Raw genomic sequence first — 25,477 nt, 5'->3', positions numbered from 1 at the left:
TTTAATGTAAATGGTGTCAAATAAAGATAATCTTGAATGGTGTGTGGTTCGGTTAGGAGATGATTTTAATTGGTGGGTCGATAAGATCAGTAGTGATATTCAATGGGATGTGGATTGTTTAAGCATTATAGATCCAAAACAATTCGATTACATTGTCGATCTTGTTGCTCCATTGAAAGCCTATGGATTCAGAGAGGATATACTGGATAATGCTTTCTATAAATTTCGTATAGAAGATGTTATCAATGATAATAAGGTCAAGCTTGCCCGGGTTGATGCCAAAGCACTGGAGTCTGTCGAAAAATTGTTTTTTCTGCCAAATGTGATATCTGAAAACGAGGGGCCCTATGCAGAGTTTGTGGATCACATAATCCTTATGCGAGTCAAATTACTAAATGATCTGCTGGAATTCAATCGCCCCATCGACCCCCAGGAGCTGGAGGAAAGTATCAGGGATGTGCAAAATGAGAGATATATGGCTGGTTCAGCGACCCATTTGTTCGATGAGATTGTTTTCATATTGGATTACATCCCTGCCGGTTATGATCTGGATGAGGATACCTCAACGGATGATGAGTTTGTTGAAGACTATGATATTCCTGAGGAGGAGCCCATAGATATGTCCGGTGAAAATTGGAATGATGATGAACTACAGGGCCTGGAGGTGTTAGACTAATGGTTGACCCAAAAGATGTTATACCCCATCGGCCGCCGTTTTTATTTGTGGATGAGATCCTGGAAGTCGGTGATGGCCACGCGATTGGTAAAAAAACATTCAAAAAGGATGAATTTTTTTACAAAGGGCACTATCCCGGTCAGCCAATAACACCCGGGGTAATACTGTGCGAAGCCATATTCCAGGTGGCTGCTTTCTTTGCAATCAATAAATTGGCGAAAGATTCTGGGCCAATCGGAGGTATTACTCCTGTGCTGGCGAAAATAAATGATGCGCGATTTAAGAGGATTGTCTTACCTGGCAGTACGGTGATGTTAAAGGCAGAATTTTTGGAGTCCATGGGAAAGTTTATGATGATGCGAGGGTCAGCTTTCCATGATAAAAAAGTAGACGTTTCAATTGGGTTTTCGATTGCTTTTACGGATTCTAGATAAAATATTGGTTGAAATCTTTTTTAAAATTTTATTGCATAATTGAGTGAAATCGAATTATTTCGATAAGTTTATGGTAAATGTTAATATGAAAAAACTATTGATACCTGTGGTTTGTATTGGTTCGTTGATATTGCTCGTCTGTGGAGCTGTGGTTAATGCTGGTAATAATTGTGATACCAAGGGGTCTGGATGTAATATTCGGGTTTTTGATGCGCAGAAGGTATTGGGAGGATATTATAAGATTCGTGAAATAGGCGATGAGCTAGCCGTCAAGGTAGAAGCTGCTAAGAAGGAATTGCAGACTATGATAGACCAGAGCTCTAAGCTTAGGAAAGAGTTGGATGAGCTTAAAGCTAAGTCTGAAAACCCGGCCGTAGCTGATGAGGCCAAGGATAAATTTAAAAAAGAAGCCGAGGCCAAGGAAACGGAGCTGCTTCAAAAGGAGATGGAAGTGAATAAGTTTAGAAACGAAGCTGATACTCAGCTGTTTCAAATGCAACAATCTAGGTTGATGGAGCAGGTAGACGTTATAAAAAAGGCTGTGGAAGAAATCGCAAAAGCGAAGAACGTTGTGATGGTTATAAATAAGGCCAACCAGGATATTTTTTATGCCGATGATTCGTTGGATCTTTCCGATGAGATACTTGAAAAATTAAACGCATCTGCTCCTAAGCCAGACGATAAGGTGGATGTGTCTAGTACTAAGGCCAATAATAATGGTGTTGAAACTGTGAAAGCAGCGAAATAACCGGTCATTTCATTTTTATATAGTGAATATTGCGAACTGTGTGACTTTGTCCAGAGTGCCATCACTGTTCGTTGTGGTGGCTCTTCTGTATGTTGACGTGAGGTTTGCGTCGACCATTGGGTTATTTGTATTTATTTTTGCTTCCTGGACCGATTGGCTAGATGGTTATTTAGCTCGACGCTGTGATATGGTATCAAATTTTGGTAAATTCATGGACGCGCTGATGGATAAGATATTCATGATTGGATTATTTGTATCGATCCTGGCGTTGGGGATGTTGCCAAAGTGGACGCTTTTTTTTGTCCTATTGGTCATCGGCCGAGAGTTTATTGTGACCGGATTACGATTGATTGCTTCCTCCGAAGGTATTGTTATTGCGGCGGAAAAATTAGGAAAAATAAAGACCGTGATTCAAATAGTATCCGTTGGGGTTTTAATAATTTGGAAAGCCCTGTCCAGAGACTGGGCTTCGGTTGTACCCAGGTCAGTGATAGTTTTTTTTTACTATGCCGGATTGATTTTGTTTCTGGTTGCGTCCATCCTTACCCTGGTGTCTGGGATATTGTACTTCAGGAAATACAAGGATATTTTTAATGCGGATTAGTATGCATGGTATACTGCGGCCGGTTTGGATTAAAACACTTAGTTCGAAGACTGTGGTGGGCCTAGCCACGCTTTTTGTTGGCGAGAGAGTCGTTGCACCGGGTACCGTCGGTTCGGGCCTGGGATTGTTATGGTATATTTTGTTTTTCTACGGAGACAATTTTTCATGGTTTTTGTTAAAAGTTATTGTCAGTGTTTACGTGGCAATTGTTATATGTGGCGAGGCTGAGCTTAGGTTAAAAAAAAAGGATCCAGCCGGTGTGATTTTAGATGAAATGGTCGCCATGCCAGTGTGTTTTGTGACAAGCGATGCATTGCAACCCAGGTTTAAAATGTGGATGATACTCCTGGGTGGATTTTTATTTTTTAGATTTTTCGACATTGTTAAGCCACTAGGTATAAAAAAATTACAAAATTTTAATGGCGGAATTGGAATTGTGATTGACGATCTTATAGCGGCAGTTTATACAGCAATTTCCTTATTTATTGCCAGTAGATTGTTGAGCTAAGTGTGCCATAATTTGTCAATATTAAACAGTTAGGTCTTGACAAAATAGCGTAAAAATTAAGAAGTGACATGGCGGTTGGTTGCGTCTTTTATCGATTAATGTTATCCAGGAGGAAATTTTGTGGAGTGTAGTAGTGGAATTCTGATTAAGGATTTTTCGAAACTTTCATATGCCTATCTCATTGAAAAGAAACGAGATGGCGAAGAATTTTTGGACGAAGAGATCCGGTATATAACTGATTCTATTTTGAATGGCAAGATTTTAGATCATCAGTTGGCGGCTTTGGCCATGGCCATATATTTTAAAGGCATGTCGCCCCAGGAAACTGCGGTTTTTGCTGAAGAAATGATGCTTACCGGTGATGTTTTTGAGTTGCCAAAAATAACTCGCCCTAAATTGGATAGGTACGCTACCGGTGGAGTGGGTGACAAGGCCGGCTTGATTTTGATTCCACTGGCGGCTTCCTGCGGCATAGCTGTGCCGTCCATGGTCGGCGAGGAAGAGGGTTTTGTGATAAGTGATGTGGACAAGTTGAAATCCGTCCCTGGCTTTACGACTGATATTACTCACGAACGATTTGCAGAACAGGTAAAGCGAATTGGCTGTGCGATTATGGAACAGTGTCCGCGGATTACGCCCATAAACAATATTTTGTTTAAGCTGCGGAAAGAGACTGGTACGATCCCAAGCATTCCATTGCTGACGGCGAGCCTGCTGAGCAAAAAATTTTCCGAGGGCTCCGAAGGCTTGATCGTTGATGTTAAGTGGGGTAATGGTGCCTATGTCCGGGATGTGGAGGATGCTAAACAACTCGGCCGGATGGTAACCAGAGTTGCCCGGTCAATGAATCGTAAGTGTGTTGCGCTAGTGACTGATATGAATCAGCCTCTGGGTGATTCGGTGGGAACCGGATTGGAGTTGCAAGAAGCACTGCGGATACTTCGAGGTGAGTCCGATCCTAGCCTCGATGAATTGATATTGAGACTGGGCATGGAGATGGTCCGATTGGCCGGAGTCGCCGGATCGACATTATCAGCTAAGCAAATGGTTCGTAGACACTTAACGGACGGTACTGCCCTGAACAAGCTGAAGGAATTGATCGAGGCCCAGGGTGGTGACGGTTCCTATATAGATGATCCTGATAAGTTTCCTAAGGCCAAATATATAAAGAAGTTACCGGCTGCCAAACGGGGCTATGTTCATACCATTGACTCGGGTATGATTGCACGAGGTGTACAGATTTTATCCAAAAAAATGGATGGTAGCACTGACCATTCGGTGGGTGTTTCTGGAATTAAGAAGGTTGGAACTCAAGTCAAACAAGGTGAGGCACTTATGATGATCCACTATAATGACGAAATAAGTTTGGAATCATCCATTGAGCTTCTTCGGGCTGCCTACAGGTTGGCTCCTAAGAGGCCCGCCCAGAATGACTTGATTGTCGAACGCGTGGCCTGAAGCATCTATCTAGCCGGTGGTCGATTGTTGACTATTTTGTGCCAACGGCTTTAGTTCAGCCGTGTTATATAACAGAGATAGACTTTTAGTGATTGCAGGGCCCTGTGTGATAGAGTCTGAGAGGCTGTTGATGGATGTGGCCGAAAAATTGGCTAAAATTGTGGATGCAAATGATCGTATCCAGTTAATCTTCAAGTCTTCATTTGACAAGGCGAATAGGACTTCTGTGACCAGCCAGCGTGGTGTTGGTCTGGTCGAGGGCATGAAAATTCTTGGAAAGATAAAGGCCAATTATGGATTTTCCCTGACCACCGATATACATCTACCTGATCAGGCAGCGGTTGCGGCACGCGTATGTGATGTTTTGCAGATTCCGGCGTTTTTATGCCGGCAGACAGACCTGTTGATTGCGGCGGCGGAAACCGGTGCCGTGGTTTCGGTAAAAAAGGGTCAATTTTTGTCGGCCAGAGAGATGAAATATGTGGTGAACAAACTGGAAGTCTCTGGAGCCGAGGAGGTTTGGCAAATAGAGCGGGGTACAACTTTTGGGTACAATGACCTGGTGGTTGATATGAGAAATATAGCCCTGATGAAATACCATGCCGAGCCGGTAATTTTTGATGCCACGCATAGTGTTCAAAAACCCGGTGCCGGAGAAGGTGTTACGCTCGGTAGCAGGGAATTTGCCGAGACCCTCGCCTATGCAGCCATTTCCGCCGGTGCCAATGGTGTTTTTTTTGAAACCCATCCGGATCCTGACAGGGCTGCATCGGATGCGGCAAACCAGATCCATGTGGATAAAATTGGCGACATTATCAATAATTGTGCGAAATTTTGGGAGCTGAGGCGTTCAATGGAGTGTTAATTTTAAATTTTTCTTGACATCTGGCGAAGCTGTAATTCGCTGTCCTTTGAGTATGAAAGTGGTCGCATCATTGAAATCGGCTAAGAGTCGTCATCCGGATTGTAAAGTTGTTCGTCGAAAAGGTAGGGTTTATGTGATTTGCAAAACAAATCCTAGGTTTAAGGCTCGACAAGGCTGAGTGGTTGGAGTCAATATGAAAAAGGGAATACATCCAGAGTCTAGGCCGGTTTGTTTTGTGGACATATCGACCGGAAGGAAGTTTCTTACCATGTCCACGGTCCATTCAAAGAAAAAGGAAGTGATCGAGGGTGTGGAGTATTATGTTGTGGTCAAGGATGTTACGTCCGATTCCCATCCTGCCTATACCGGCGAGAAGAGATTTGTTGATGCGGCTGGTCGAGTGGAGAAGTTTAATTCGAAATTCCGACGCTGCAGAAAATAGTCGTTTACTTTTTTGATTGTCTAGCAGAACGGTTGTTGTTTTATTCGAGCATGTTATACTGCTTTAGAGGCTCAGGTAATCCGCTTGAGGAGATTACAAAAAAGCTTGGTGAAATTTTTGAAAAAAGTGGTGTTGGGACGGTGTCTTTCTCAACAAAAATTAATCCCGAAGGAGATAAAAGTGCTGGTGGTGACGAACCTTCCGGCGGAGAAAGGGACCTGGATACCGTTAGTAAAATAAAGTCATTCAATCTAAAACCCATTGAAGTTAAGGAATATCTCGATAAATTTGTGATCTATCAAGATGAGGCCAAAAAGGTGTTGGCCGTGGCGGTGTGTGACCATTATAATCATGTGCGGAGATGTATTTCCGAGGGCGATAAGCACCTGCGTGACAATGACTACAATAAACAGAACCTGTTGTTATTTGGGCCTACCGGTGTGGGCAAGACCTATCTGGTCAAAACCATCGCCAGGCTAATCGGCGTTCCTTTTGTAAAGGCCGATGCCACAAAGTTTTCCGAAACAGGATATGCGGGCGCCGATGTGGACGATTTGGTTCGGGACCTGGTCAAGGCCGCCGATGGCAATGTGGATTTGGCCCAGTATGGTATTATTTTCATAGATGAAATCGATAAAATTGCCAACGTTTCGTCCGGCGATACCCGTGATATATCCGGCCGTGGCGTGCAGATAAATCTACTGAAATTGATGGAAGAGACAGATGTTAACATCTTGAGCCAGACCGACATAATGAACCAAATGCGGGCGTTTATGACAAGCTCGTTCAATAGGAAAAATAAGGCCGAGAAGATAAATACGCAGCATATCCTGTTCATAGTTAGCGGGGCTTTTGATCGTATACTGGAAATCACAGCTAAGCGTCTGGGCCATACCAAGATAGGCTTTGGCGGAACCGATAGCAAAACCATGGTCGATGATTTCGATGTTTTGCAACAAGTTAGTACTGAGGATCTTATAAAATATGGATTTGAGCCAGAATTTATCGGTAGGCTACCGGTGCGAGTGGCTTGCAGGGCTCTGGGCAAGGCCGAACTCAAAAAAATTCTGACTTCCTCAAAAGGGTCCATATTGAAGCAGTACATCGATGATTTTGCCGGCTATGGCATAAAATTGAGTGTCGCCGAGGAGGCTTTGGGAAAAATAGCCGACTTGGCCGAGAAGGAAAAGACCGGAGCCAGGGGATTGTTGACAATTTTGGAGCGAATATTTCGTAATCTTAAATTTGAATTGCCGTCCACGTCGGTAAAAGTATTGGACATTTCCGCCGATGATATCGATGATCCGGACAAATTGTTGGCCGAATTGATCGAAAAGTCCAAAGAGGAAAATTTTTAGTCGATTTTATGAAGAAATTTGATTGACTTGCCACTTTAAACGCAGATAAAAACTAAATCTTCGATGCAGGGTGGAGCAGTCTGGTAGCTCGTCAGGCTCATAACCTGAAGGTCCTTGGTTCAAATCCAAGCCCTGCACCCCGGTGGTTTTGTCATGTACGGAATTGCCAATGCAAGTGTTTGAATATAATGATGTTGAGATTAACTATCTGAAACAGCGTGATCCGAAGCTTGGCGTCGTAATTGACAAAATTGGGCACATAGACGTTTCCATAAACAGGGATGTGTTCGAAGCCATTGTCATTAGTATGGTTAGTCAGCAAATTTCAAAAGCTGCTGCTAATGCTATTCTTAAAAAATTGTCCAATAAATTCGGTGGGTTGTCCGCTGACCACATCTGTGAATGTGACGCTAACTCTTTGCGCGAGTGTGGGTTATCCGAAAGGAAAGCCTCCTACATATTTGGTTTGAGCAAGGCTGTTGCCGATGGCGCTGTCGACTTTTCGAAGCTTCACACTCTGGCTGACGAAGCCGTGGTAGCCGAGCTCGTGAAACTTAAGGGCATTGGTGTGTGGACCGCCGAAATGACGCTAATATTTTCGCTAGGGCGTAAAAACGTGTTCAGCTGGCGAGATCTGGGTATCCGAAAAGGTCTAATGAAGCTAAATGAATGTAACGAATTAAGCCAAAATGACTTAGATGTTTCCAGGGCCCTTTATTCACCCTATTGCTCCATAGCCTCTTTTTATTTGTGGAAACTTGCTTAGGCAGAACGACTTGCATACTAAACTGGCACCCCTACGGGGAATCGAACCCCGGTTTTCGGAATGAGAATCCGACGTCCTGACCGCTAGACGATAAGGGCAGATGAAATCGCAAAATCTAATGAAAAAGCAACAAGTCAACTTCTTTTGATTGAAATTGCCAAATTGATTGGGAGTTTGTTCTGTAATTCTGTGCGGATGAACGCTATAGAGAACTATCTTCGGGCAAATTTTCCTCGATGCCTGTTGGTATTATTGTTCCTTTTTGGAGGCAATTTGGCTTCATAGGCTTCGTTGCGGGCTTCGCAAAGTGCGGCCTTACGACTCAGTCTCACCTTGCCATTATCGTCAATTCCGACGCACTTCACAATTATTTCGTCGCCGATATTGCACACATCTTCCACACGTTCGATCCGGTTGTCATCAAGCTCGGAAATATGCACAAGTCCTTCTTTGCCAGGGATACACTCGACAAAGACGCCAAATTCTTTCATGGATTTGACTATGCTGCGATAGGTCTTGCCCACCTCTATTTCAGCGGAAACCAGCATGATCTGTGAAATGGCCTGATCGAGCATTTCCTTGTTGTTCGAAAAGACCAGTAAATTTCCGCTATTGTCTTCGTTTATATCTATTTGTGCGCCAGTGAGTTCCGTTATCCTCTTTATGTTTTTGCCACCCGGTCCAATCAGCGCTCCGATTTTATCCGGGTCTATTTTCAACGCCTTTACTCTCGGTGCGTTTTCTCTAAGATCTTCTCTTGGTTTAGGTTGCACAGCCAACATAGCTTCTAATATTTTCGCCCGGTCTATTTTGTTCCTGAATATGGCTTCCCTGGCGATGGAAAGCGGGAGGCCTTTGATTTTCAGGTCAAGCTGAAAGCCGGTGATGCCCCGGGCCGTCCCAGAGACCTTGAAATCCATGTCGCCGAAATGGTCCTCGTCGCCTATTATGTCTGTCAGAATCACATGCTTAACGATGTTTCCATCCCTGTCCAGTTCCGTGACCAGGCCCGTGGATATGCCGGATACAGGTGCCGTTATTTGTACGCCGGCATCCATAAGCGCTAGGCATCCACCACAAACGCTTGCCATGGAAGAAGATCCGTTTGATTCGAGAATGTCTGACACAACCCTTATGGAATAGGGGAACTCGGATTCCGGTGGGAGAACCGGTGCCAAAGACCTTTCCGCCAGAGCACCATGGCCTATTTCTCGGCGGCCAGCACCTCCGGTTCTACCCGTTTCGCCAACGGAAAACGGTGGAAAATTATAATGAAGAATAAAGCTCTTCGACTCGACTCCACCGGTTATGGCATCGAGTTCTTGTACATCGCGGCTGGATCCAAGTGCCGTAGTTACAAGCGCTTGGGTTTCACCACGTTGGAAAATAGCCGATCCATGGACGCAGGGAAGTACGCCGGTCTGACATGATAAGGGCCGGATCTCGTTGATCTTACGGCCATCGACCCGTCGGCCATGGTCAATGATATTTTTTCTATATAGATTTTTTTGTAGCTTTTCCATGACTAGATTCGCCTGGGTTTCGTCGAACTCATCTTTGCCAAATTCGGCAGTCAACATTTCTTTGACCTTCTCTTCAACGTTAGCTACAGCCTTTTCCCTTAAAATCTTAGAGCTCTGGAATACGGCAGCGGCGAGTTCATCGTTTAGTTTTTCACAAATTTTAAAAATTTTTTCATCGATAACCTTCAATTCAAACTGCCTTTTTTCCTTCGAACATTCCCTGGCAAGAGCTTTTTGTGCAGATATTATTGGCTGGATTTTTTCCTGGGCAAACTCCAGTGCTTCTATGAATTTTTCTTCCGAAAGTTGATCGGCGTTTCCTTCGATCATCATCATATCTCTTTCATTACCAACGTATATCAAGTCAAGCCTGGATTCCAACATTTGATCGTTTGTAGGGTTCACAACAAATTCGTCATCAACGTATCCCAATCTTATGCAACCTATCGGGCCAGCCCAGGGTATGTCAGAACACAGAAGTGCCGCCGAAGCTCCGTTGACCATAAGTACATCGGCTTCATTTTGTAAATCCGCCGACAATAATGTTCCGATTATTTGGACTTCGTTAATAAACCCCTTTGGAAACAATGGCCTGAGTGGTCTATCACAGAGCCGGGATGTTAGAATTTCCTTTTCCGATGGCCTGCCTTCGCGTTTGGCATAACCGCCGGGTATTTTCCCCGATGCATTGAATCTTTCCCTGTAATCTACGGTTAATGGGAAGAAATCCTGGTCTGATTCCACAGAATTTGCCGCCACTGCGCTTACAAATACACTCGTTTCCCCACAGGTTACTACTGCTGAACCATTGGCTTGCCTAGCAAGGCTTCCGGTCGAAAAATCCATATTCAGCCCATCTACTTTTACATTATATAACTGTTTCATCGAAAGCTATGCTAAAAATAACACCAATTGAATTCAAGGAAATAAAACTCGATACCTGGCAAATAGGATAGAATTTTACCCTGTTTGTAGATTATTTCGCTATTTTTTGCTACTTTGCCATGGTGGTACTCAACTTCATGACGCTCGTGACTATGCTCAATGCCAGTGCTGCAACCAATCCAAAGGCAAAGCCCATGGCCATGGTAGAAATGATATTGGTCATCCTTTTCAGATTGTCATTCAAGCTCTGATTATATATATGGAAAACCTCTTTGAAAGAAGATGCAATATCGCCGGTATTTTCACCGACGGATAATATGTCCAGGGCTAATTCTGGGAACACGTTGTTTTTTTCGAAGGCCAAACATAGCGATACGCCGTCTAGTATTTGTTTTTTTGCCTCCAGGAAATTTTTCTTAAAAAGTGTATTCGATGATGAATTTTCGGTTAACTTCATCGCTTCGGTTGTGTTTATTCCGCTGCCAAGTAATGTGCCCAGAAGATTGGAGGTTTGGCAGTAGTAATTTTCCTTTATAGCCGCGCCGATTAAAGGTATTTTCAACATCCAGCAATCGGTGGCAAACTTGCCATTTGGTGTTCTTCTGAAACTGATTAGCAACGAAATGGCTGCGATGACGCAAAGCAGCACCCAGTGGCCATAGCTCAGAGCGAAATTCGCGACGGCCATCAACACCTTTGTGATCAATGGCATATCTCCACCAAGTGACGATAGCATCTTCTCTATCTTAGGCATGAGGAAAAATAAAAAGACCAGTACTACCACCGTGGCGACACAGCAAACAACGATCGGATAGGACATGCCGGATATGAACTTTTTCTTGATCGCTTCTTTGGTTTCAAGGAAATCCAACAGGTTACGCATTATTGGCAGTAAATTTCCGGTTTTTTCACCGGCTTCAATCATACACACGATGTTTTCTCCAAACACATCACTGAAGCTTCTCATGGCGTCAGAAATGGTTTTACCTTCGCATATGTCCTTGTGAATTGATTCGGCGATTACCTGTTCAGCTGGGTTCTTAGTCCTTACGCGCATTATCTTTACCGCATCGCCGACGGCGAGACCTCCGGCGTATAACTGCAGGAATTTTTTTATAAAATTATAGGCTATTTTTGATTTGTTTACTCCAAACCCAATGCCACTTTTTTTACCAGAAGCCTTGTCGGTTTTTGCACCGCCAAAACCACCGGCGCCTTTTTCAGCTATGGAGGTGATTTGTATCCCTCTGGCATTCAATATTCTTACGGCATCTTTTCTATCATTAGCATTTATGGTGCCAGTTGTTTTTTTCTTTGAGGAGTCCAATCCCGTATAACTAAAAGTAGCCATATTATCTTCATAATATTATATTTTTTTGTTCAATCAACGCAAATGTGGATTATTGTCATTGGTTTTGGATAATTTGTATTTGTGAAAAATGGTATTGTCATTTGTATGTTTGTGTTTGAGAATATTGTATTATCTGTTTCTATTTGTTCCAGGTCAAGTGATAATTCTTTATATTTCAGTCATTTCAGTCATTTCGGCTATTTGCGTGACATTAGCCCCGGGGTTTTTCTGTGAAGCATCCATTATTCCCATGACGAGGTTTTTGTTGCCTGTTTTTGATGATGAGGGGAATAAAATTTTGGAGTTTTCCGGTGAGAAGGCGGATATAATTAACGATAATAAGGTAAGGATTTCTTCAGCTAAAATGCGCACCATAGCGTTGGCTGGCAGCAATATGCTCGACCTTCTGGCCATGGCGGATGAGGCAAATGTTTCAATAAAGGATGAGGAAGCTGTTGGTAAAGGAACTATCCTTGTGACCGGTAGTGGGTTTTCGGTTATTGGTAATGATTGGGAATTTGTTGGCCATGGTGATAAAAAGTTTACCATATTTTCTGATGTACAGGTATTTTTTGACAAGCGGCAGGATGAAATTTTATAAACGCACAACTATGTTTTTTATGTCTTTTATGTCTTTTATACCTTTTATGTCTTTTGCGTCCTTTGCGTTTTTGTCCATGGTTTTGTCGGCGGATAATTTGATGGCCGGTGATGTTTTTAGTGAAATATCCAGTGACAGACTTGAAATTTCACCGAAGGGCAATCATATGGAGTTTAAATTTTCCGGTAATGTTAAAATAAAAAATACCGAATTTCAGGCCAGTGCCGATAGGGTTATTGTGATTGCAAAACCGCCAAAGGATCAGAAAAGCTTGGAGAGTTCACCGAGTTTTGACGCAATAAAAACCATTGTGGCAGAAGGTAATGCGACGATTCAGCAGGGTGAAAGGCGTGGGGTTGCGGACAGGATTGAAGTGGATACCGATACCTGTGTGATTTTTTTGACTGGTAATGCCAAGGTTTCCGACAAGGTTGGTGTAGTTTGTGGCGATATGAATATAAATTATCGGGAGAAATCCGTTGATATTATCGGCACCGAGCCCAGGCAGGTGCTGGTTCAGATCAACAACAATGGGCCTGGCGATTCGGAAGTGGCCCCAAAAAGTGATGCAAAACAAAATGTTACAGACGGTATCGATAGCTAAAAATTATGGTGGCCGTTCGGTGGTTTGCGGCATAGATTTGCTTGTTCAGGAAGGCGAGATTGTTGGATTGTTAGGGCCTAATGGTGCTGGAAAGACGACGACGTTCTATATGATCGTTGGGCTGGTGAGCGTTACAAGTGGCAGTATATTGTTAGATGAGAAAGAGATAAGTAAACTGCCGGTGCACAGTAGGGCCAGGTTAGGAGTAGGCTATCTGCCCCAGGAACCTTCTGTTTTTGGCAAATTGACTGTGGCTGATAACATCAGGATTGTGATGGAGTTTACCAGTGTGAAGAGAAACGAGATTGATGACAGGCTGTTTTGTTTGCTGAAGGACTTTGGCATAGCGCAACTTGCAAAACAGAAAGCCTATACATTGAGCGGTGGCGAACGGAGGAGGCTGGAAATCGCCAGAGCTTTGGTCACAAAACCACGATTTCTACTTCTTGATGAGCCATTTAGTGGTGTTGATCCGATAAGTGTTACCGAGGTGCAAGACATAATTTTGGCTCTCAAAAAACGCGGCGTTGGCGTGCTGATAACGGATCATAATGTTCGCGAAACCCTTGCGATTGTGGATCGTGCCTATCTTGTTTACGACGGCAAGGTGTTATGTGAGGGGGAGCGCGACAAGCTTTTGACCGATGCCGATAGCCGGAGGCTCTATCTTGGCGAAAATTTTAAAATGTGAGAATTGGCGAGTTGTGAGGCAGGTTTTATGAACTCGGCGGATATTATATCTAAAAAGTTAGTGGTCGTCGGCGACGGCGTAGTCTACGATGCGGCCAATATTGTCAAACTTCCTTGGCACAGCAGGATTATCGGGGATTATATCTATGTCTCTGATATTGAAGATGTTAGTAACGATACCCTGCTGTGTTTCAACACCTATGATGGGTTTAGTATGAAAATGTTATTTGGGAACATTTTTGCCATGAATGTGGTTCTTAGTTCTAGTTCGGATGAGTTTGGCGATGTTTTGCGACGGCGGAGTGTGGCCATAGCCTCGGGTAATTGCTTTCTGGGTATGAAAGATAAGTCTCTGTTATTGAGGAGATTATGTGATAAGTTTTCTATAAAGCCGTCGGACATAATATGTGTGGATGATTATTTGGAAAATGAGTTTTGGTTGTTCAATAACATCGGAATTGTGATTTCCAGAGATGTGTCGAGATATGTGGATTATGCTGATTGCGAACTAGTTGAGATACGAAATCCCAGCCATGGAGTGGTTCGGGATTTTACCAACGAGTACCTGGATGGGACGAGCCAGGTCCAGAAGTTTTACGACAGGACCAGGAGGTGGAAGGATGAAACAGGCCCGGAGATAAAGTCTAAAAGGCGGACTATAAAGGCCTTGGCGTTGGACGTGGATGGCACTTGCACCGACGCTATGAGGATTTTGTCAGTGGCTGGTATAGAATATAAGCGGTTTTGCACCAAAGACATAGAGGCAATTATCCGCTGGGTAAACGATGGTAATTTGATATTCTTCATAACCGGCGACCCCGGCTGTATTGCCGAGAGGTTTGCGAGGTATATCGGTCTTAGGGATTCGATTGTGTATGCCGATGTGGATGATCGGAAGGTCCACATTATCAATGAGTTATGCAAAGAAAATGGTATTCAACTGGGTGAATTTGCCTATATGGGTGACGATATAAACGATCTTGGTGCGCTGGAGCATGTTATAGAGCAAAATGGGATCGCTGCCTGTCCACAAAATGCCGTACCATTGGTGAAAAATTGCGCTGGTATCATTGAGCTCAAGATGTTTGGCGGGACCGGAGCTGTTGCCGAGTTTATTGACATGCTATGATGTTGTTGATCATGTAGTTATGTGTGATTATTTGCGCATAACTTGTTTGGCAGAGTTCAGGGTATTGCGTTCTTCATTTGACAGCGATTCGAAACCCGATTCGTTGATTTTGTCCAAAATTCTATCGATTTCACTTTTCTGTGCACTTTGGCTAGTTATGTACACATTGTAGTTGTCGTTTTGCATTGCTACGGTCCCTTTTGGCTGCTTCTTCATGATTCTAACTATTTGTTTCTCAATGGCTTGTGTGAATTTAGATTCGCCATCGAACCAGAGGTAACACAGCATGCCTCCGATCATACCGCCGAGGTTGGCTGAGTTAGTGACTGGTCTGTGGTTTAGTATTTCCCCGATTAGCATGCAGAGGATTTCTATCCCCAGCAATCCGATCAATAAGTGCTTCGGCTTAAGTGAAATAGGCAACACAAAAAAGAGGAAAAATGTGGCCTGTTTATTTGCGTTCCTGGAGCAAAAATAGCTTAGCAGTCCAAGGCAAGCTACCAGAGAGCCGGAAAGGAACCAGCTGTCGCGCCAATGCAGGCAAAGCCAGGCCAATCCGCCGCAGATGGATGATGTAAAGAACACAGCAAGAAGGCGTTTTGGTCCAAATTGGCCTTCTATTGCCCTGCCAAGTAATAATAGGGCGATGGTGTTGAAAAATAAACTCAAAAGTCCTTCATGTAGAAATGGATAGGTTAATAGTGGGGACAAATTCCATTCCTTTATGCTGGCCACGGACAATGAAAGTTCTTTGAAAAAAATTGTTGATCCAAACAATAATTTTGAGATGGTTTGGATCAGATAGCAGCAGGCGATGGCAATAAATAGCCATGTTGTGGCACTTTTTCTGGTGTTAAGTATGAACCAATTGCTCATTGCTGTTTACTCTCTTGCTAATCCTAAAAATTTTGAAAGTAAAGTCAATTTGATTGGATTTATGTGGCCAAACGGCTAAATTTTTCTTCGTAACAACGCTTTACGGCAGAATGAGAAAGATTTCTGAATTATTTTTTGGGTTGAAATGTAAGTTCTTGGGGAATTCCGAGGTTTATATTGATAACCTCAGCGATGACAGCCGGTCTGTGACCAGAACAAGTGCGTTTTTTGCTGTGGCTGGAACCAACTTGGATGGAAATTCATTTATTCCTGATGTTATAGATCGTGGATGTGTTGTAATTGTAACGGAACATCTTTATTGTCAAGTAGATGGAATTACATTTGTGCTGGTTGATGATATTAGAACTAGCATGGCCGTGGTGGCGAAAAGGTTCTTTGGTGCGCCGGATGAATTTCTGTACATCTATTGCGTAACAGGCACTAATGGAAAGACTTCTATTACCTATCTCATCGAACATTTGGAAGATAGGAAAACGGCCATTCTTGGGACCGTTGGCTATAAGGTTGGTGCTGAGGAAATGGTGGCGTCGAACACTACGCCTGGCTCCATCGGTCTGTTTGGTTTGCTTGATTGTGCTGGGCGTAATGGTTGCGAAGTTGTTGCGATGGAAGCAAGTTCTCATGGGTTGCATCAGAAAAGGACCTATGGATTGGCTGTGGACAGAGCAATATTTAGTAATTTAACGGATGACCATTTGGAGTACCATGGTGGCATCGATAACTACTTCCAAGCTAAGGAGATACTGTTTTCTGGTGCGAATGGTTCCAGGCCTGACCTGGCCGTGGTAAATGTTGATGACAGTTTTGGCAAAATTTTGGCAAAAAAGCTTAGAAACATTAAAGAACTTAGAAGACTAGATAATCGCGGTGTTGTTAGCTATGGAATGACTTATCCAGCTGATTTTCAGGCGGTTGAAGTTTTTAGCACCCTGGACTCAACGTCATTTACTCTTAACGCTTTTGGTAAATCCTATCACTGTGAACTGCCGTTGATCGGTAAGCATAACGTCCTGAATGCGTTAGCGGCTATAGCTGCCATGGGTGATGAAAATAATATCGCTTATCTTGTTGAAAAAATTAGAAATTTTCCCGGTATCCCGGGCAGACTGCAAAGAGTCCATAGCAATATTGGGATTTCGGTTTTCATCGATTATGCGCACACCGAAGATGCGTTGGTCAATGTGTTGTCGACTTTGAAGCCATTGACTAGGAATAGGTTAATAGTTGTTTTTGGCTGTGGCGGTGGCCGTGATAGGTGCAAGCGGCCAAAGATGACCAGCGCTGCGTTGAAGCTTGGAGATGTGGTGATTGCAACCTCAGATAATCCGAGGAATGAAGCCATTTCTGATATTTTTTTTGACATGAAAAATGGCGTCCGGGATCTGGAACGGGTGCTCTTTATCGAGTCCAGGGCCGAGGCAATATACCAGGCTATTAGTGTTGCTGTGGAAGGTGATACGGTTCTGATAGCCGGCAAAGGGCATGAAAAATTTCAGCAGTTTTTTGATAAAAAAATCCATTTTGATGACCTGGAGGTTGCTGTTAACGCCTTGAATGAGATATAGTTACGTGTTAATATGGCCTGCGAAAGCTTATGGGTCGATTCATTCCGAACGAAATGGTTTCGTAAAGGTTTTCAGATATTTCGTCGATAAATCTGCTTTTTTGCAGAGGCAATGCGAACATTATATTTTTGTTAACTTGTTGTGATTGATATGGATAGCACATGTACAGCTCATCCTTAGCTCTGGTTACTGCCACATAGAATAGCCTACGTTCTTCGGTAACATTTCCTTCGTCGATGGCGCGCTTGAGTGGGAAGTTGTTTTCAGTCAAGCTGATAATGAAAACCACCGGAAACTCTAACCCTTTGGCTTGGTGGACGGTGGTCAATCGCAGCTGATCCTCGTTCGAGGCACTGTTTATTTCGGTTGTTTCCGATTGCATGAGCGCAATTTGATTGAGAAAAGTCGTTGTATCATTGAATTTGCGCGCGAAATTTGCAAACGATTCCAGGTCATCTTGCCGCGAGCCGCTGTTGTTAAAATTTTTCTGCAAATACGAAAGATATTCCTCGTCCAGGGCCAGGGTTATGAGATCACCGACGGAATTTGCCAGTATTTGTGTTGTATCTCTTTGAGCTGCATACTCGAACAGATCGGTTACTTCGGAATTATCCTTATCAGCATTCAGATATTTGATACCAGCATGGATTTTTTTTAGGCTGCGTGCCAGCGGCCACCAGTACTCCAGTGCGGCGGTTGGAATTTTTGCCACCAGTGGCTTATCTTCTAGGCAATTGACGGGGTGTCTATTATTTAAATTCGCGTAGGAATGCAACCAATTAAACAATTTTTCTGCAGTTTTTTCGCCAAATTTTGGAAGTCGGCACAAAATTTTCACAAATGCCCGAGAATCCGCAGGGTTGTTAGCGAATCTGAGCAGCGCGAGCATGTCTTTTATATGTATTTGCTCGAAAAATCTGATGCCGCTGGTAATATTATAGGGGATGCCGTATCTGGTCAGTTCCATCTGGAGTTCCATGGAGTGGTAGTGGGCTCTGTAGATCACGGCCAGGTCGCTCAGCTTATAACCCTCTTGTTTTAATCCACTTATGCGTTTTATTATGAAGTTTGCCTGTTGTCTTGCATCGGGTATTTTTACAAGAAATGGCAATTTGCCTTTGGGCCTTGCGGCTGTGAGTGTTTTCCCATAGCCGGTTCTTTCAGAAACATGTATTTCGTTGGCTAGCAATAGGATCTGTGGTGTGCTTCGGTAATTTTTTTCAATTTTCAAGATGTTTGTATCCGGGTGACGATCAGCAAATTCCAGGATATTTTTTATATTTGCTCCACGCCAGGTGTATATGCACTGGGCATCGTCACCGACTGCAAATATTTGATGATCAAGGGCTAATGTATCTATGATCTGCATTTGAATCTCGTTTGTGTCCTGGTATTCATCTACTAGAATATTGCTGAACCTATGACTATAGAATGACAAAATGTCATCATTTTTTCGTAGTAAATTCAGGAAATGCCGTAGCAGATCGTCGTAGTCCAACACGTTTTGTTCGGATTTTTTTTTCTGATATGCACTGGAAACCTCTGTTATAACGGCAGTTAGGTGATCAAAATAGGGGTACTTTTGTTCCACAACCTGGGCTATCGAACCTAAGGTGTTGATTGAGTAACTTAGAATTTCGAGCATTAGTCTTGGGCTTGGATTGCTTTTATTTTTAAGAAATTCGCGATCAGTTTCTTTGACGCATTCCGAGAACAGCGACAGCGAATCGCTCTCGTCCAAAATAGCGAAATTTGGTGATATTCCAAGTCTATCCGAATGTCTTCGTAGGATTTTTTGTCCCAGGTGATGGAACGTGCCACCGTAAAAATTGTCGCTGGCGAACCCGGTGATCGACTCAACCCTGGCCAGCATTTCTTTGGCGGCTTTATTTGTAAATGTCAATAGTAAAATGTTATCCGGTGGTATGCCGTGTTCCAGTAGCCAAGCCACTCTGTATGTGAGAGTTCTGGTTTTGCCAGTGCCAGCTCCGGCGAGAATCAACGTGGATTTTGACCGGGAGGTAACGGCAAAATACTGCTGTTCATTCAATTCTTTTTGGAAGTCTATTGCCATGAAAATCGATGGTTCTAGGTCAATTTTTCAGTTGCCTCGATGTCTTTTTTTATCTGTGCCACGCGCTCACTGTCCGTTGAAAACGTCATTCTTTCCCTGATCAGAGAGAGAAATTCTATGGTCACGTTGTCGCTCGGTTTTGGTTGATTTCCAAGGAGATGAAGACTGAGCTTCCCTGGCTGAGACCGGTGTAAATAGTCGGCGACACCATGACATATCTTGTTGGCGCTCAATACGTTTACCGAATATACGCCGCTGCCTATCTGTTGTTCATTTTGTACGCTAAATGTCAATATTTGAATATCATTTAGCTGGATTTTGCCTTCGAAGCTGCAGCTGCAATAATAATTATAGCCGAGCATGGAATTGGCCATGGTCAGGTTCCCGTTGACCAGTTCCTGTCGTATTCTTGTGCTGCTAATTATGGTGTCGTTGGCCATAAGTGATTGAATGACAGTTGTTTTTATTCCGAACCCAGGTGAGATCGATCTGAGATAGGAGGCGTCTCCGATTCTACCACTGCCGAATCTGAAATTTTGGCCGATACATATCGTGTTTATTGTCTTAAATTTGTGTTTCAGTGTATCCATGAAGTCCTCGGGGTTTAAACTAGCAAAGTCTTTGTCAAAATGTTGTTCGACCAGATAGTCGACGTTTAACCTATTCAGCCGCATGAACTTCTGTTCAGATGTTAGTATGAGGTTTTTGCGATTGCCAAGGATTGCCGTTGGATGAGGTGAAAATGTGTATACCACGGTTTTCCCACCAATGGATCTGGCAATCTCCGTTGCTTTTTGTATAACTCGTTCGTGGCCAAGGTGTACGCCATCAAATATGCCTATGGCCAACACCAGGGAGACGGTTTCTGGAATCGGAATTATATCTCTGGCAACTGTTTTTAAAAATAACACGATAACTGCCTCATACTACATTGGTTACGGCTAGGATTAACTTCGCTATTTCCTCGGATGGCATTGCCATGATATCATCGAGATTGGTGGCATTTTCTAGAGTCAAAGTGCCGACACGGGTTCTGGTAAGCTTGGTCATATGTGCCCCATAACCAAGGAGTTGGCCCACATCGTTGAGAATTGTTCTGACATAGGTACCCTTCGAGCATGACAACCTGAATCCTACCCGGGGCGGTGTGAAGGTTACCAGATCAAATTCTGATACGTTGACTAGTCTTGGGCTTCTTTCGACCTGTTGGCCTTTTCTGGCTAATTTGTACAGTGGCGTGCCGTTTATTTTTTTTGCAGAAAACATGGGTGGTATCTGATGTTGTTCGCCGAGAAAGGCATGCATTGCCATTTCCAGGTCTTTCAGGGGTAATTCCGGCACATCTTTTGTCCCAATTATGGTTCCCTGGGCATCCTGGGTATCGGTGGTTACGCCGAGGAGCATTTCTCCCAGATAGGTTTTGTCGCAATTTGTGATGAGTTGGGAAATTTTTGTCGCTGTGCCGAGCAGTATCACCAGAAGTCCGGTGGCGATGGGATCCAGGGTACCGGCGTGTCCAATCCTCTTCATAGCCAACTTCCTACGCAACCTATCCACCACGTCGTGCGAAGTCAATCCTAGAGGTTTATCTACAAGCAATACCCCATTAAATTCCTGTTGACCTGCCATTATTGGTTTGAGTGAACAACTTTAGCTGTTCTTGCAATTCATTTATTAGATTCGGCAGGATTTTATTTTCTGCGCCATTGGTTGAAAAAGTTGCTGCACAGGCATGACCACCGCCGCCAAATTTTGCAGCCAATAGGTCGAGCCTCATTTCCGGAATATCCGTACGCATGCTGATCTTTATGCGACCATTAAGTATTTGCACGATAACTGCTATCACCACGTCCTTGATCGATCGTGGAAGATTAACCATGCCTTCCGTATCGTCCATGGTGGTGCCGGTGGTTAGAAAATCTTCGTCGCGAATGATACCTATACATATCTTGCCGTCGGCCAAAAATCTGAAGGATTGGATGAATCTTTGTATCAGTGCAAATTTTTCCCTTGATTCGTTTTGGTAAATTGTCCGGAAAATTTCGTTGGGGTTGGCTCCGTCACAGATAAGCTGTGCGCCAAGCTGTAGCGTTCTGGCCACAGTAAACGTATAACTAAATTTCCCTGTATCGGTTACGATACCGACATAGAGTGCCCTGGCCATGGCTTTTGTGACTGGGAATCCAGATTGATAGGCATAGTCTGCGATGATTTCACTGGCCGCCACCGCATGGCTAAACACGAAATTATTATCTGCAAAAAGATCATTGCCCATATGGTGATCGATGGACATTATCGGCTTTTTTGGTAAATTATTAGTAAATATACCACCTCGAGATACGGTACCACAATCCACAAATATGTATTCGTCAACGATGCCGTCCTTGGGAGAGTTTATCTGGTAATTACCAAGAAACTGTCTCAAATTATCGGAAATTTTTGGTGTTTCATTTATAAGCACAGGATTGGCTCCAAATGATGTTAGTATTTCTGCCATAGCCACCTGTGAACCAATACAATCGCCATCTGGTCGTGTGTGGCCGACAATTCCGACGGCTTTGCCTGCAAGACTCTTGGCTGTTGCAAAAAATATTTCTGAATTTGGAAAATGGTCTAGTTTATTCCCGTCCATGAAAGATACACCATCGGATCAAACCGCTTGACAGCAAGAGGCCTTTTTTTTATTGTTATAAACTTTGTTGGAGTCGCCGGAAACTTCTCTTATCATCAGATAAAATGCGTTGGGCACTATTATGGCGGCACCTAGTATTGTTTTTGCAGTAACAACTTCTCCAAAAAGGACATAGCCAAATAGGCACGCAAAAATCAATTCAAAGTACCTGAACGGTGCCACGGCGGACACATCCACGAGGGAGAAGGATTTTAATATACAGAACAGCAAAAAATTTGAACTCATTCCCAGCAGGAAAAACAGACCAAATTGGTAGATGCTAAGTGGTTCCCAGAGAATGATTGCAGGTACAGCCGACAGCGCCATGGTTATGATGGCTGTGTAAAACATCGACGCCAGGATGCTTTCCTTCGAAACCAGCATTTTGTTTATGATGTCCAATAGGGCGAACATGGAAGCGCCTAGAAGCAGTATCAATGCGCCAACCACAGGAAAACTCGACGTGCCTGGGCCAATAACTATGCCAACGCCAATGAAGCCGCACAGTGTGGCTATCCACCGGGTCCACCCAATGTTCTCTTTCAACATGATAGCTGCAAAAATCAACGTGAACATCGGAGTTGTAAAGTTGATCAAAGAAACCACGTTAAGCGGAATGGATTTTAGTCCAGAGCACCACAGGGTGATGCTGGAAAACAGAACAAGTCCGCGGATGATATGAGCCAGCGGCCTGCTGGTTTTGATAGACTTCAACGAGTCTCTTAACACGAAGGGCAGCAATGTGATAACTCCAAAAAGAAATCGCATGAATACTATTTGTAACGGATGACATTTGAGTCCCATGTGTTTCATAATGGAATCATTGGTCACACAACATAACAGGCTCATAATGAACCATAATATTCCACGGAAATATCCAAATTTTTGTCTATCCATTAGATTGATCTACTTACCTAAACTCTTAGGTATATGAAAAATCGTCAAGAAAATAATGAATGATAGTTATATTTCCATGTGATGCAACAACTTATGTTGTGATCAATGGGCCAAGGTGTAAATTGACTTTTGCAAATTGGATGGTAATAATACATGCAGCATGAAAAAGGATACTTCTGGTTTGTGCCTGAGCACACCGATGATGAAACAGTACCAAGAAATTAGAAGTAAGTTGCCACAGGACGTGTTATTGCTGTTCAGGTTGGGTGATTTTTATGAGCTTTTTGGAGATCAGGCAATCATCGCATCCAGGGTGCTTGGGTTAACCCTGACTAAAAGACAGTTAACACCCATGGCCGGCCTGCCACATCATGCCGCCGATCAATACATAAGTAAGTTACTGGCAGCAGATTATAAGGTGGCTGTCTGCGACCAAAAGGAGGAAGCAAAGCCTGGGAAAATTGTCCAGCGGGAGGTAACCAAAATTTTCACCCCGGGAACAACCATAGAAGAGGGTCACCTTGAGGCCAAAACAAATAGTTATATAGTTGCTTTGGAATTGGATAGTCATCGAGTTCATCTGGCCTGGCTGGAGGTGTCCACCGGCGAATTCCAAATGGCCACGGCATCAAACATTGACCAGATGGCTCCGGTCATAAGCGCATTGAATCCTAAGGAGATAGTTGCCAGTGATCAGATTAAAATGAAGATCGATGCATTGCCCACCGGAGACAGGGAAACCTTCGATTGGCTGTTGAATGCCAGGTTATTGTCCTGCGTCCCGATCTACTATTTTGATCGGCAAAACTGCCAAATACTTATCAACGAAACCCTCGGGGTTATGAATCTACGCGGCTATGGGATAGAGGACAATCACCCGGCGATTGGCGTGGCCGGAGCACTGCTCAAATATGTGTCAGATAACCTGAGGCAGCGGCCGACAAATATTACCTGGATAAAGGAATATGTGCCGCAGAGAAATCTGGTAATTGACAGTTCGACAATAAAAAATCTCGAAATCTTCAGGTCCTCCGGTGGAATCAGGAAAGGATCTTTTATCAATGCCATCGACGGTACTGTGACTTCGATGGGTACCCGAATGCTGGAAAATTATCTAATCACGCCATCTCTGGACATCGATGAAATAAAATTCCGGAACGGCTGTGTGGAAAAATTTTTTGGCAATGTAACCGAATGCATTAGATTGCAAGAGATCATGTCCTGCGTTTGTGATATTCAAAGAATTTTAACCAGGTTACAAAACCATACGCGCAATCCAAGGGAACTCGGGGCCCTGAGAAACACACTGCTCCAGCTGCCAAAAACCAAGAGCGTATTGGATTCAATCAGCTGCGATGGTATTGATAGATTGAATGCTGGAATCTATGATTGCGGCGATCTTAGTGACTTTTTGTCCAAAGCGTTGGCCGATGATCTGCCCAATGATATTAGTAACGGTGGATTTATAAGGCAAGGTTTTGATTCTGAAGTAGATAGGTTAAGATCTTTGGGAAATGACAGCAGGTCTTGGCTCACGGCTATGGAAGTCGAGGAGCAAAAGAAAACCGGCATAAAGTCACTGAAAATAAAATATAATAGCAATTTTGGTTATTTTATAGAGGTCACTAAATCCAACATTCAGCTGGTGCCTGATAGGTATATTCGTCGACAGACAACCGTTGGCGCCGAGCGATATATAACCCATGAGCTGCGAGACAAAGAGCGGGAAATTCTCTCGGCAGAGGAGAAATTGATAGAACGTGAAAATTTTTTGTTTATGGAAATTGTGAAAAAAATTCTTGCCCGGAGCTCGGAATTTTTTTCCATCGCCAAAAGTATCGCAGAAATCGATGTATTCTGCGGTTGGGCTACCATTGCCCGGGAGTATGGCTATTGCAAACCTAATTTGGTCATCGGTGATGAAATCGATATAAAAAATGGAAGGCATCCGGTTATAGAGCAAATGCTTAAGAGATCTAATCTGGCAATTGCCGATGGTAGGAGTTTTGTGCCAAATGACTGCTATCTGAGTTCGTCGACCAACCAGATTGCGCTGATAACCGGGCCGAACATGTCAGGAAAATCCACCTACATAAGGCAGGTTGCCCTTATTGTTTTGATGGCCCAGATCGGGCATTGGGTCCCGGCAGATTCGTGTAAAATCGGTATGATTGATAGAATATTTTCGAGGATTGGAGCCAGCGACGACCTTTCAAGAGGCAGTTCCACATTCATGGTCGAAATGAATGAAACAGCTAATATAATAAACAATGCGACGACCCAAAGCCTCATCGTTCTTGATGAGATTGGCCGCGGTACCAGCACCTATGATGGATTAAGCATTGCCTGGGCAGTGGTTGAACATCTTCATAGGGGTAGTCAGGCCGGGCCAAAAACACTGTTTGCTACTCACTACCATGAACTTACAAAACTTAGTGAGAGTCTTCCTCGGCTGTCCAATTATTTCGTTGCCGTCAAAGAATGGAACGACGAAATTATTTTTTTAAAACGGGTGATGAAAGGCTGTTCGGATCGCTCCTATGGAATCCAGGTGGCCAGATTGGCCGGCATACCAGGTTCTGTGGTAGCCAGGGCGAAGGAAATTTTGACCATGCTTGAAACCGAGGGTTCGATCAGTGGTCGTTCATTGAAAAGCAGGAAATCTTCCGGGCAGAATGATTATAACGATGAACAGCTAAGACTCTTATGATCTGATTTATTGTCTGGCTAT

General features: G+C 43.6%; 25 protein-coding genes and 2 tRNA genes. 18 read left to right on the top strand and 9 right to left on the bottom strand.

Annotated elements, in window-relative coordinates; all coding sequences use genetic code 11:
• Positions 1–10 precede the first annotated feature (10 nt).
• The 12 genes from LBB20_01235 to LBB20_01180 all read left to right on the top strand — a co-directional run bounded on the left by LBB20_01235 (position 11) and on the right by LBB20_01180 (position 7,859).
• Positions 11–676 carry a hypothetical protein gene (locus tag LBB20_01235; protein MDR2735452.1) on the top strand — a complete coding sequence of 222 codons (666 nt, stop codon included), beginning with the start codon at positions 11–13 and terminating at the stop codon, positions 674–676.
• Positions 676–1,110, top strand: coding sequence for a beta-hydroxyacyl-ACP dehydratase (locus tag LBB20_01230; GenBank protein MDR2735451.1), 435 nt, complete (start codon positions 676–678; stop codon positions 1,108–1,110). Before LBB20_01235 ends, LBB20_01230 begins: the two co-directional genes overlap by 1 nt.
• Positions 1,111–1,195: 85 nt before the next feature.
• On the top strand, positions 1,196–1,858 hold the full coding sequence (locus LBB20_01225; GenBank protein MDR2735450.1) for an OmpH family outer membrane protein: 663 nt from the start codon (positions 1,196–1,198) through the stop codon (positions 1,856–1,858).
• 22 nt (positions 1,859–1,880) lie between these two features.
• Positions 1,881–2,462, top strand: a complete 582-nt coding sequence (pgsA, locus tag LBB20_01220; protein MDR2735449.1) for a CDP-diacylglycerol--glycerol-3-phosphate 3-phosphatidyltransferase — start codon at positions 1,881–1,883, stop codon at positions 2,460–2,462.
• The gene (locus LBB20_01215) at positions 2,452–2,970 is read left to right on the top strand and encodes a phosphatidylglycerophosphatase A (protein MDR2735448.1); all 519 of its coding nucleotides are present in this window, start codon (positions 2,452–2,454) and stop codon (positions 2,968–2,970) included. Before pgsA ends, LBB20_01215 begins: the two co-directional genes overlap by 11 nt.
• Positions 2,971–3,090: 120 nt before the next feature.
• Complete coding sequence (locus LBB20_01210; GenBank protein MDR2735447.1) at positions 3,091–4,428, top strand: thymidine phosphorylase; 1,338 nt, start codon at positions 3,091–3,093, stop codon at positions 4,426–4,428.
• Between the two features lie 61 nt (positions 4,429–4,489).
• Entirely contained in the window at positions 4,490–5,293 is an 804-nt protein-coding gene (kdsA, locus tag LBB20_01205; GenBank protein MDR2735446.1) for a 3-deoxy-8-phosphooctulonate synthase, read from the top strand.
• Between the two features lie 52 nt (positions 5,294–5,345).
• Positions 5,346–5,471 (top strand): type B 50S ribosomal protein L36, encoded by a 126-nt coding sequence (ykgO, locus tag LBB20_01200; GenBank protein MDR2735445.1) that lies wholly within the window; start codon positions 5,346–5,348, stop codon positions 5,469–5,471.
• Positions 5,472–5,486: 15 nt separating this feature from the next.
• Complete coding sequence (locus LBB20_01195) at positions 5,487–5,735, top strand: type B 50S ribosomal protein L31 (GenBank protein MDR2735444.1); 249 nt, start codon at positions 5,487–5,489, stop codon at positions 5,733–5,735.
• A 50-nt stretch (positions 5,736–5,785) separates the two neighbouring features.
• The gene (locus LBB20_01190) at positions 5,786–7,093 is read left to right on the top strand and encodes an AAA family ATPase (protein ID MDR2735443.1); all 1,308 of its coding nucleotides are present in this window, start codon (positions 5,786–5,788) and stop codon (positions 7,091–7,093) included.
• Positions 7,094–7,157: 64 nt separating this feature from the next.
• A tRNA-Met gene (locus LBB20_01185) sits at positions 7,158–7,231 on the top strand.
• Positions 7,232–7,262: 31 nt separating this feature from the next.
• A complete protein-coding gene (locus LBB20_01180) occupies positions 7,263–7,859 on the top strand; it encodes a hypothetical protein (GenBank protein MDR2735442.1) in 597 nt (198 codons plus the stop codon).
• 23 nt (positions 7,860–7,882) lie between these two features.
• Here LBB20_01180 and LBB20_01175 read toward each other — a convergent pair.
• The 3 genes from LBB20_01175 to LBB20_01165 all read right to left on the bottom strand — a co-directional run bounded on the left by LBB20_01175 (position 7,883) and on the right by LBB20_01165 (position 11,618).
• Positions 7,883–7,957, bottom strand: a tRNA-Glu gene (locus LBB20_01175).
• Between the two features lie 114 nt (positions 7,958–8,071).
• The gene (gene pnp, locus LBB20_01170; GenBank protein MDR2735441.1) at positions 8,072–10,267 is read right to left on the bottom strand and encodes a polyribonucleotide nucleotidyltransferase; all 2,196 of its coding nucleotides are present in this window, start codon (positions 10,265–10,267) and stop codon (positions 8,072–8,074) included.
• 109 nt (positions 10,268–10,376) lie between these two features.
• Complete coding sequence (locus LBB20_01165) at positions 10,377–11,618, bottom strand: type II secretion system F family protein (GenBank protein ID MDR2735440.1); 1,242 nt, start codon at positions 11,616–11,618, stop codon at positions 10,377–10,379.
• A gap of 250 nt (positions 11,619–11,868) precedes the next feature.
• Between LBB20_01165 and LBB20_01160 the strand changes: the two genes are divergently transcribed.
• Genes LBB20_01160 through LBB20_01145 form a run of 4 tightly spaced genes read left to right on the top strand, consistent with a single transcriptional unit; the run spans position 11,869 to position 14,642 of the window.
• Positions 11,869–12,219: a hypothetical protein gene (locus LBB20_01160; GenBank protein ID MDR2735439.1), complete on the top strand. Its 351-nt coding sequence runs from the start codon at positions 11,869–11,871 to the stop codon at positions 12,217–12,219.
• Positions 12,220–12,265: 46 nt separating this feature from the next.
• The gene (locus LBB20_01155) at positions 12,266–12,823 is read left to right on the top strand and encodes an LptA/OstA family protein (GenBank protein MDR2735438.1); all 558 of its coding nucleotides are present in this window, start codon (positions 12,266–12,268) and stop codon (positions 12,821–12,823) included.
• Complete coding sequence (gene lptB / locus LBB20_01150) at positions 12,798–13,514, top strand: LPS export ABC transporter ATP-binding protein (GenBank protein ID MDR2735437.1); 717 nt, start codon at positions 12,798–12,800, stop codon at positions 13,512–13,514. Before LBB20_01155 ends, lptB begins: the two co-directional genes overlap by 26 nt.
• Positions 13,515–13,541: 27 nt before the next feature.
• Entirely contained in the window at positions 13,542–14,642 is a 1,101-nt protein-coding gene (locus tag LBB20_01145) for a hypothetical protein (protein ID MDR2735436.1), read from the top strand.
• Between the two features lie 27 nt (positions 14,643–14,669).
• Here LBB20_01145 and LBB20_01140 read toward each other — a convergent pair whose 3' ends face one another.
• Positions 14,670–15,518, bottom strand: a complete 849-nt coding sequence (locus LBB20_01140; GenBank protein MDR2735435.1) for a rhomboid family intramembrane serine protease — start codon at positions 15,516–15,518, stop codon at positions 14,670–14,672.
• Positions 15,519–15,628: 110 nt separating this feature from the next.
• On the opposite strand from LBB20_01140, the gene LBB20_01135 reads away from it, so the two are divergent.
• Positions 15,629–17,104, top strand: a complete 1,476-nt coding sequence (locus LBB20_01135; protein ID MDR2735434.1) for a UDP-N-acetylmuramoyl-L-alanyl-D-glutamate--2,6-diaminopimelate ligase — start codon at positions 15,629–15,631, stop codon at positions 17,102–17,104.
• A 7-nt stretch (positions 17,105–17,111) separates the two neighbouring features.
• Here the strand turns inward: LBB20_01135 and LBB20_01130 are convergent, their stop codons facing one another.
• Genes LBB20_01130 through LBB20_01110 form a run of 5 tightly spaced genes read right to left on the bottom strand, consistent with a single transcriptional unit; the run spans position 17,112 to position 22,746 of the window.
• Positions 17,112–19,178: an ATP-dependent helicase gene (locus tag LBB20_01130; protein ID MDR2735433.1), complete on the bottom strand. Its 2,067-nt coding sequence runs from the start codon at positions 19,176–19,178 to the stop codon at positions 17,112–17,114.
• Positions 19,179–19,192: 14 nt separating this feature from the next.
• A complete protein-coding gene (locus tag LBB20_01125; protein ID MDR2735432.1) occupies positions 19,193–20,089 on the bottom strand; it encodes a hypothetical protein in 897 nt (298 codons plus the stop codon).
• 10 nt (positions 20,090–20,099) lie between these two features.
• Complete coding sequence (gene truB / locus LBB20_01120; protein ID MDR2735431.1) at positions 20,100–20,807, bottom strand: tRNA pseudouridine(55) synthase TruB; 708 nt, start codon at positions 20,805–20,807, stop codon at positions 20,100–20,102.
• The gene (locus tag LBB20_01115; GenBank protein ID MDR2735430.1) at positions 20,785–21,810 is read right to left on the bottom strand and encodes a bifunctional oligoribonuclease/PAP phosphatase NrnA; all 1,026 of its coding nucleotides are present in this window, start codon (positions 21,808–21,810) and stop codon (positions 20,785–20,787) included. Before LBB20_01115 ends, truB begins: the two co-directional genes overlap by 23 nt.
• Before the next feature lie 18 nt (positions 21,811–21,828).
• The gene (locus tag LBB20_01110; GenBank protein ID MDR2735429.1) at positions 21,829–22,746 is read right to left on the bottom strand and encodes a DMT family transporter; all 918 of its coding nucleotides are present in this window, start codon (positions 22,744–22,746) and stop codon (positions 21,829–21,831) included.
• A gap of 160 nt (positions 22,747–22,906) precedes the next feature.
• Between LBB20_01110 and mutS the strand changes: the two genes are divergently transcribed.
• Entirely contained in the window at positions 22,907–25,456 is a 2,550-nt protein-coding gene (gene mutS, locus LBB20_01105; protein ID MDR2735428.1) for a DNA mismatch repair protein MutS, read from the top strand.
• The last annotated feature ends 21 nt before the right edge of the window (positions 25,457–25,477 follow it).

The sequence above is a fragment of the Puniceicoccales bacterium genome (assembly GCA_031283585.1).
Taxonomy (GTDB): Bacteria; Verrucomicrobiota; Verrucomicrobiia; order Opitutales; family LL51; genus JAIRTH01.
This window is presented reverse-complemented; position numbering and strand designations above follow the sequence as displayed.

Bases quoted from the DNA above. Each gene is read 5' to 3' on its own strand.
- LBB20_01235 (MDR2735452.1), top strand. From the start codon at position 11: ATGGTGTCAAATAAAGATAATCTTGAATGGTGTGTGGTTCGGTTAGGA.
- LBB20_01230 (MDR2735451.1), top strand. From the start codon at position 676: ATGGTTGACCCAAAAGATGTTATACCCCATCGGCCGCCGTTTTTATTT.
- LBB20_01225 (MDR2735450.1), top strand. From the start codon at position 1,196: ATGAAAAAACTATTGATACCTGTGGTTTGTATTGGTTCGTTGATATTG.
- LBB20_01215 (MDR2735448.1), top strand. From the start codon at position 2,452: ATGCGGATTAGTATGCATGGTATACTGCGGCCGGTTTGGATTAAAACA.
- ykgO (MDR2735445.1), top strand. From the start codon at position 5,346: ATGAAAGTGGTCGCATCATTGAAATCGGCTAAGAGTCGTCATCCGGAT.
- LBB20_01195 (MDR2735444.1), top strand. From the start codon at position 5,487: ATGAAAAAGGGAATACATCCAGAGTCTAGGCCGGTTTGTTTTGTGGAC.
- LBB20_01190 (MDR2735443.1), top strand. From the start codon at position 5,786: ATGTTATACTGCTTTAGAGGCTCAGGTAATCCGCTTGAGGAGATTACA.
- LBB20_01180 (MDR2735442.1), top strand. From the start codon at position 7,263: ATGCAAGTGTTTGAATATAATGATGTTGAGATTAACTATCTGAAACAG.
- pnp (MDR2735441.1), bottom strand. From the start codon at position 10,267: ATGAAACAGTTATATAATGTAAAAGTAGATGGGCTGAATATGGATTTT.
- LBB20_01165 (MDR2735440.1), bottom strand. From the start codon at position 11,618: ATGGCTACTTTTAGTTATACGGGATTGGACTCCTCAAAGAAAAAAACA.
- LBB20_01160 (MDR2735439.1), top strand. From the start codon at position 11,869: ATGACGAGGTTTTTGTTGCCTGTTTTTGATGATGAGGGGAATAAAATT.
- LBB20_01155 (MDR2735438.1), top strand. From the start codon at position 12,266: ATGTCTTTTGCGTCCTTTGCGTTTTTGTCCATGGTTTTGTCGGCGGAT.
- lptB (MDR2735437.1), top strand. From the start codon at position 12,798: ATGTTACAGACGGTATCGATAGCTAAAAATTATGGTGGCCGTTCGGTG.
- LBB20_01145 (MDR2735436.1), top strand. From the start codon at position 13,542: ATGAACTCGGCGGATATTATATCTAAAAAGTTAGTGGTCGTCGGCGAC.
- LBB20_01140 (MDR2735435.1), bottom strand. From the start codon at position 15,518: ATGAGCAATTGGTTCATACTTAACACCAGAAAAAGTGCCACAACATGG.
- LBB20_01135 (MDR2735434.1), top strand. From the start codon at position 15,629: ATGAGAAAGATTTCTGAATTATTTTTTGGGTTGAAATGTAAGTTCTTG.
- LBB20_01130 (MDR2735433.1), bottom strand. From the start codon at position 19,178: ATGGCAATAGACTTCCAAAAAGAATTGAATGAACAGCAGTATTTTGCC.
- truB (MDR2735431.1), bottom strand. From the start codon at position 20,807: ATGGCAGGTCAACAGGAATTTAATGGGGTATTGCTTGTAGATAAACCT.
- LBB20_01115 (MDR2735430.1), bottom strand. From the start codon at position 21,810: ATGGACGGGAATAAACTAGACCATTTTCCAAATTCAGAAATATTTTTT.
- LBB20_01110 (MDR2735429.1), bottom strand. From the start codon at position 22,746: ATGGATAGACAAAAATTTGGATATTTCCGTGGAATATTATGGTTCATT.
- mutS (MDR2735428.1), top strand. From the start codon at position 22,907: ATGAAAAAGGATACTTCTGGTTTGTGCCTGAGCACACCGATGATGAAA.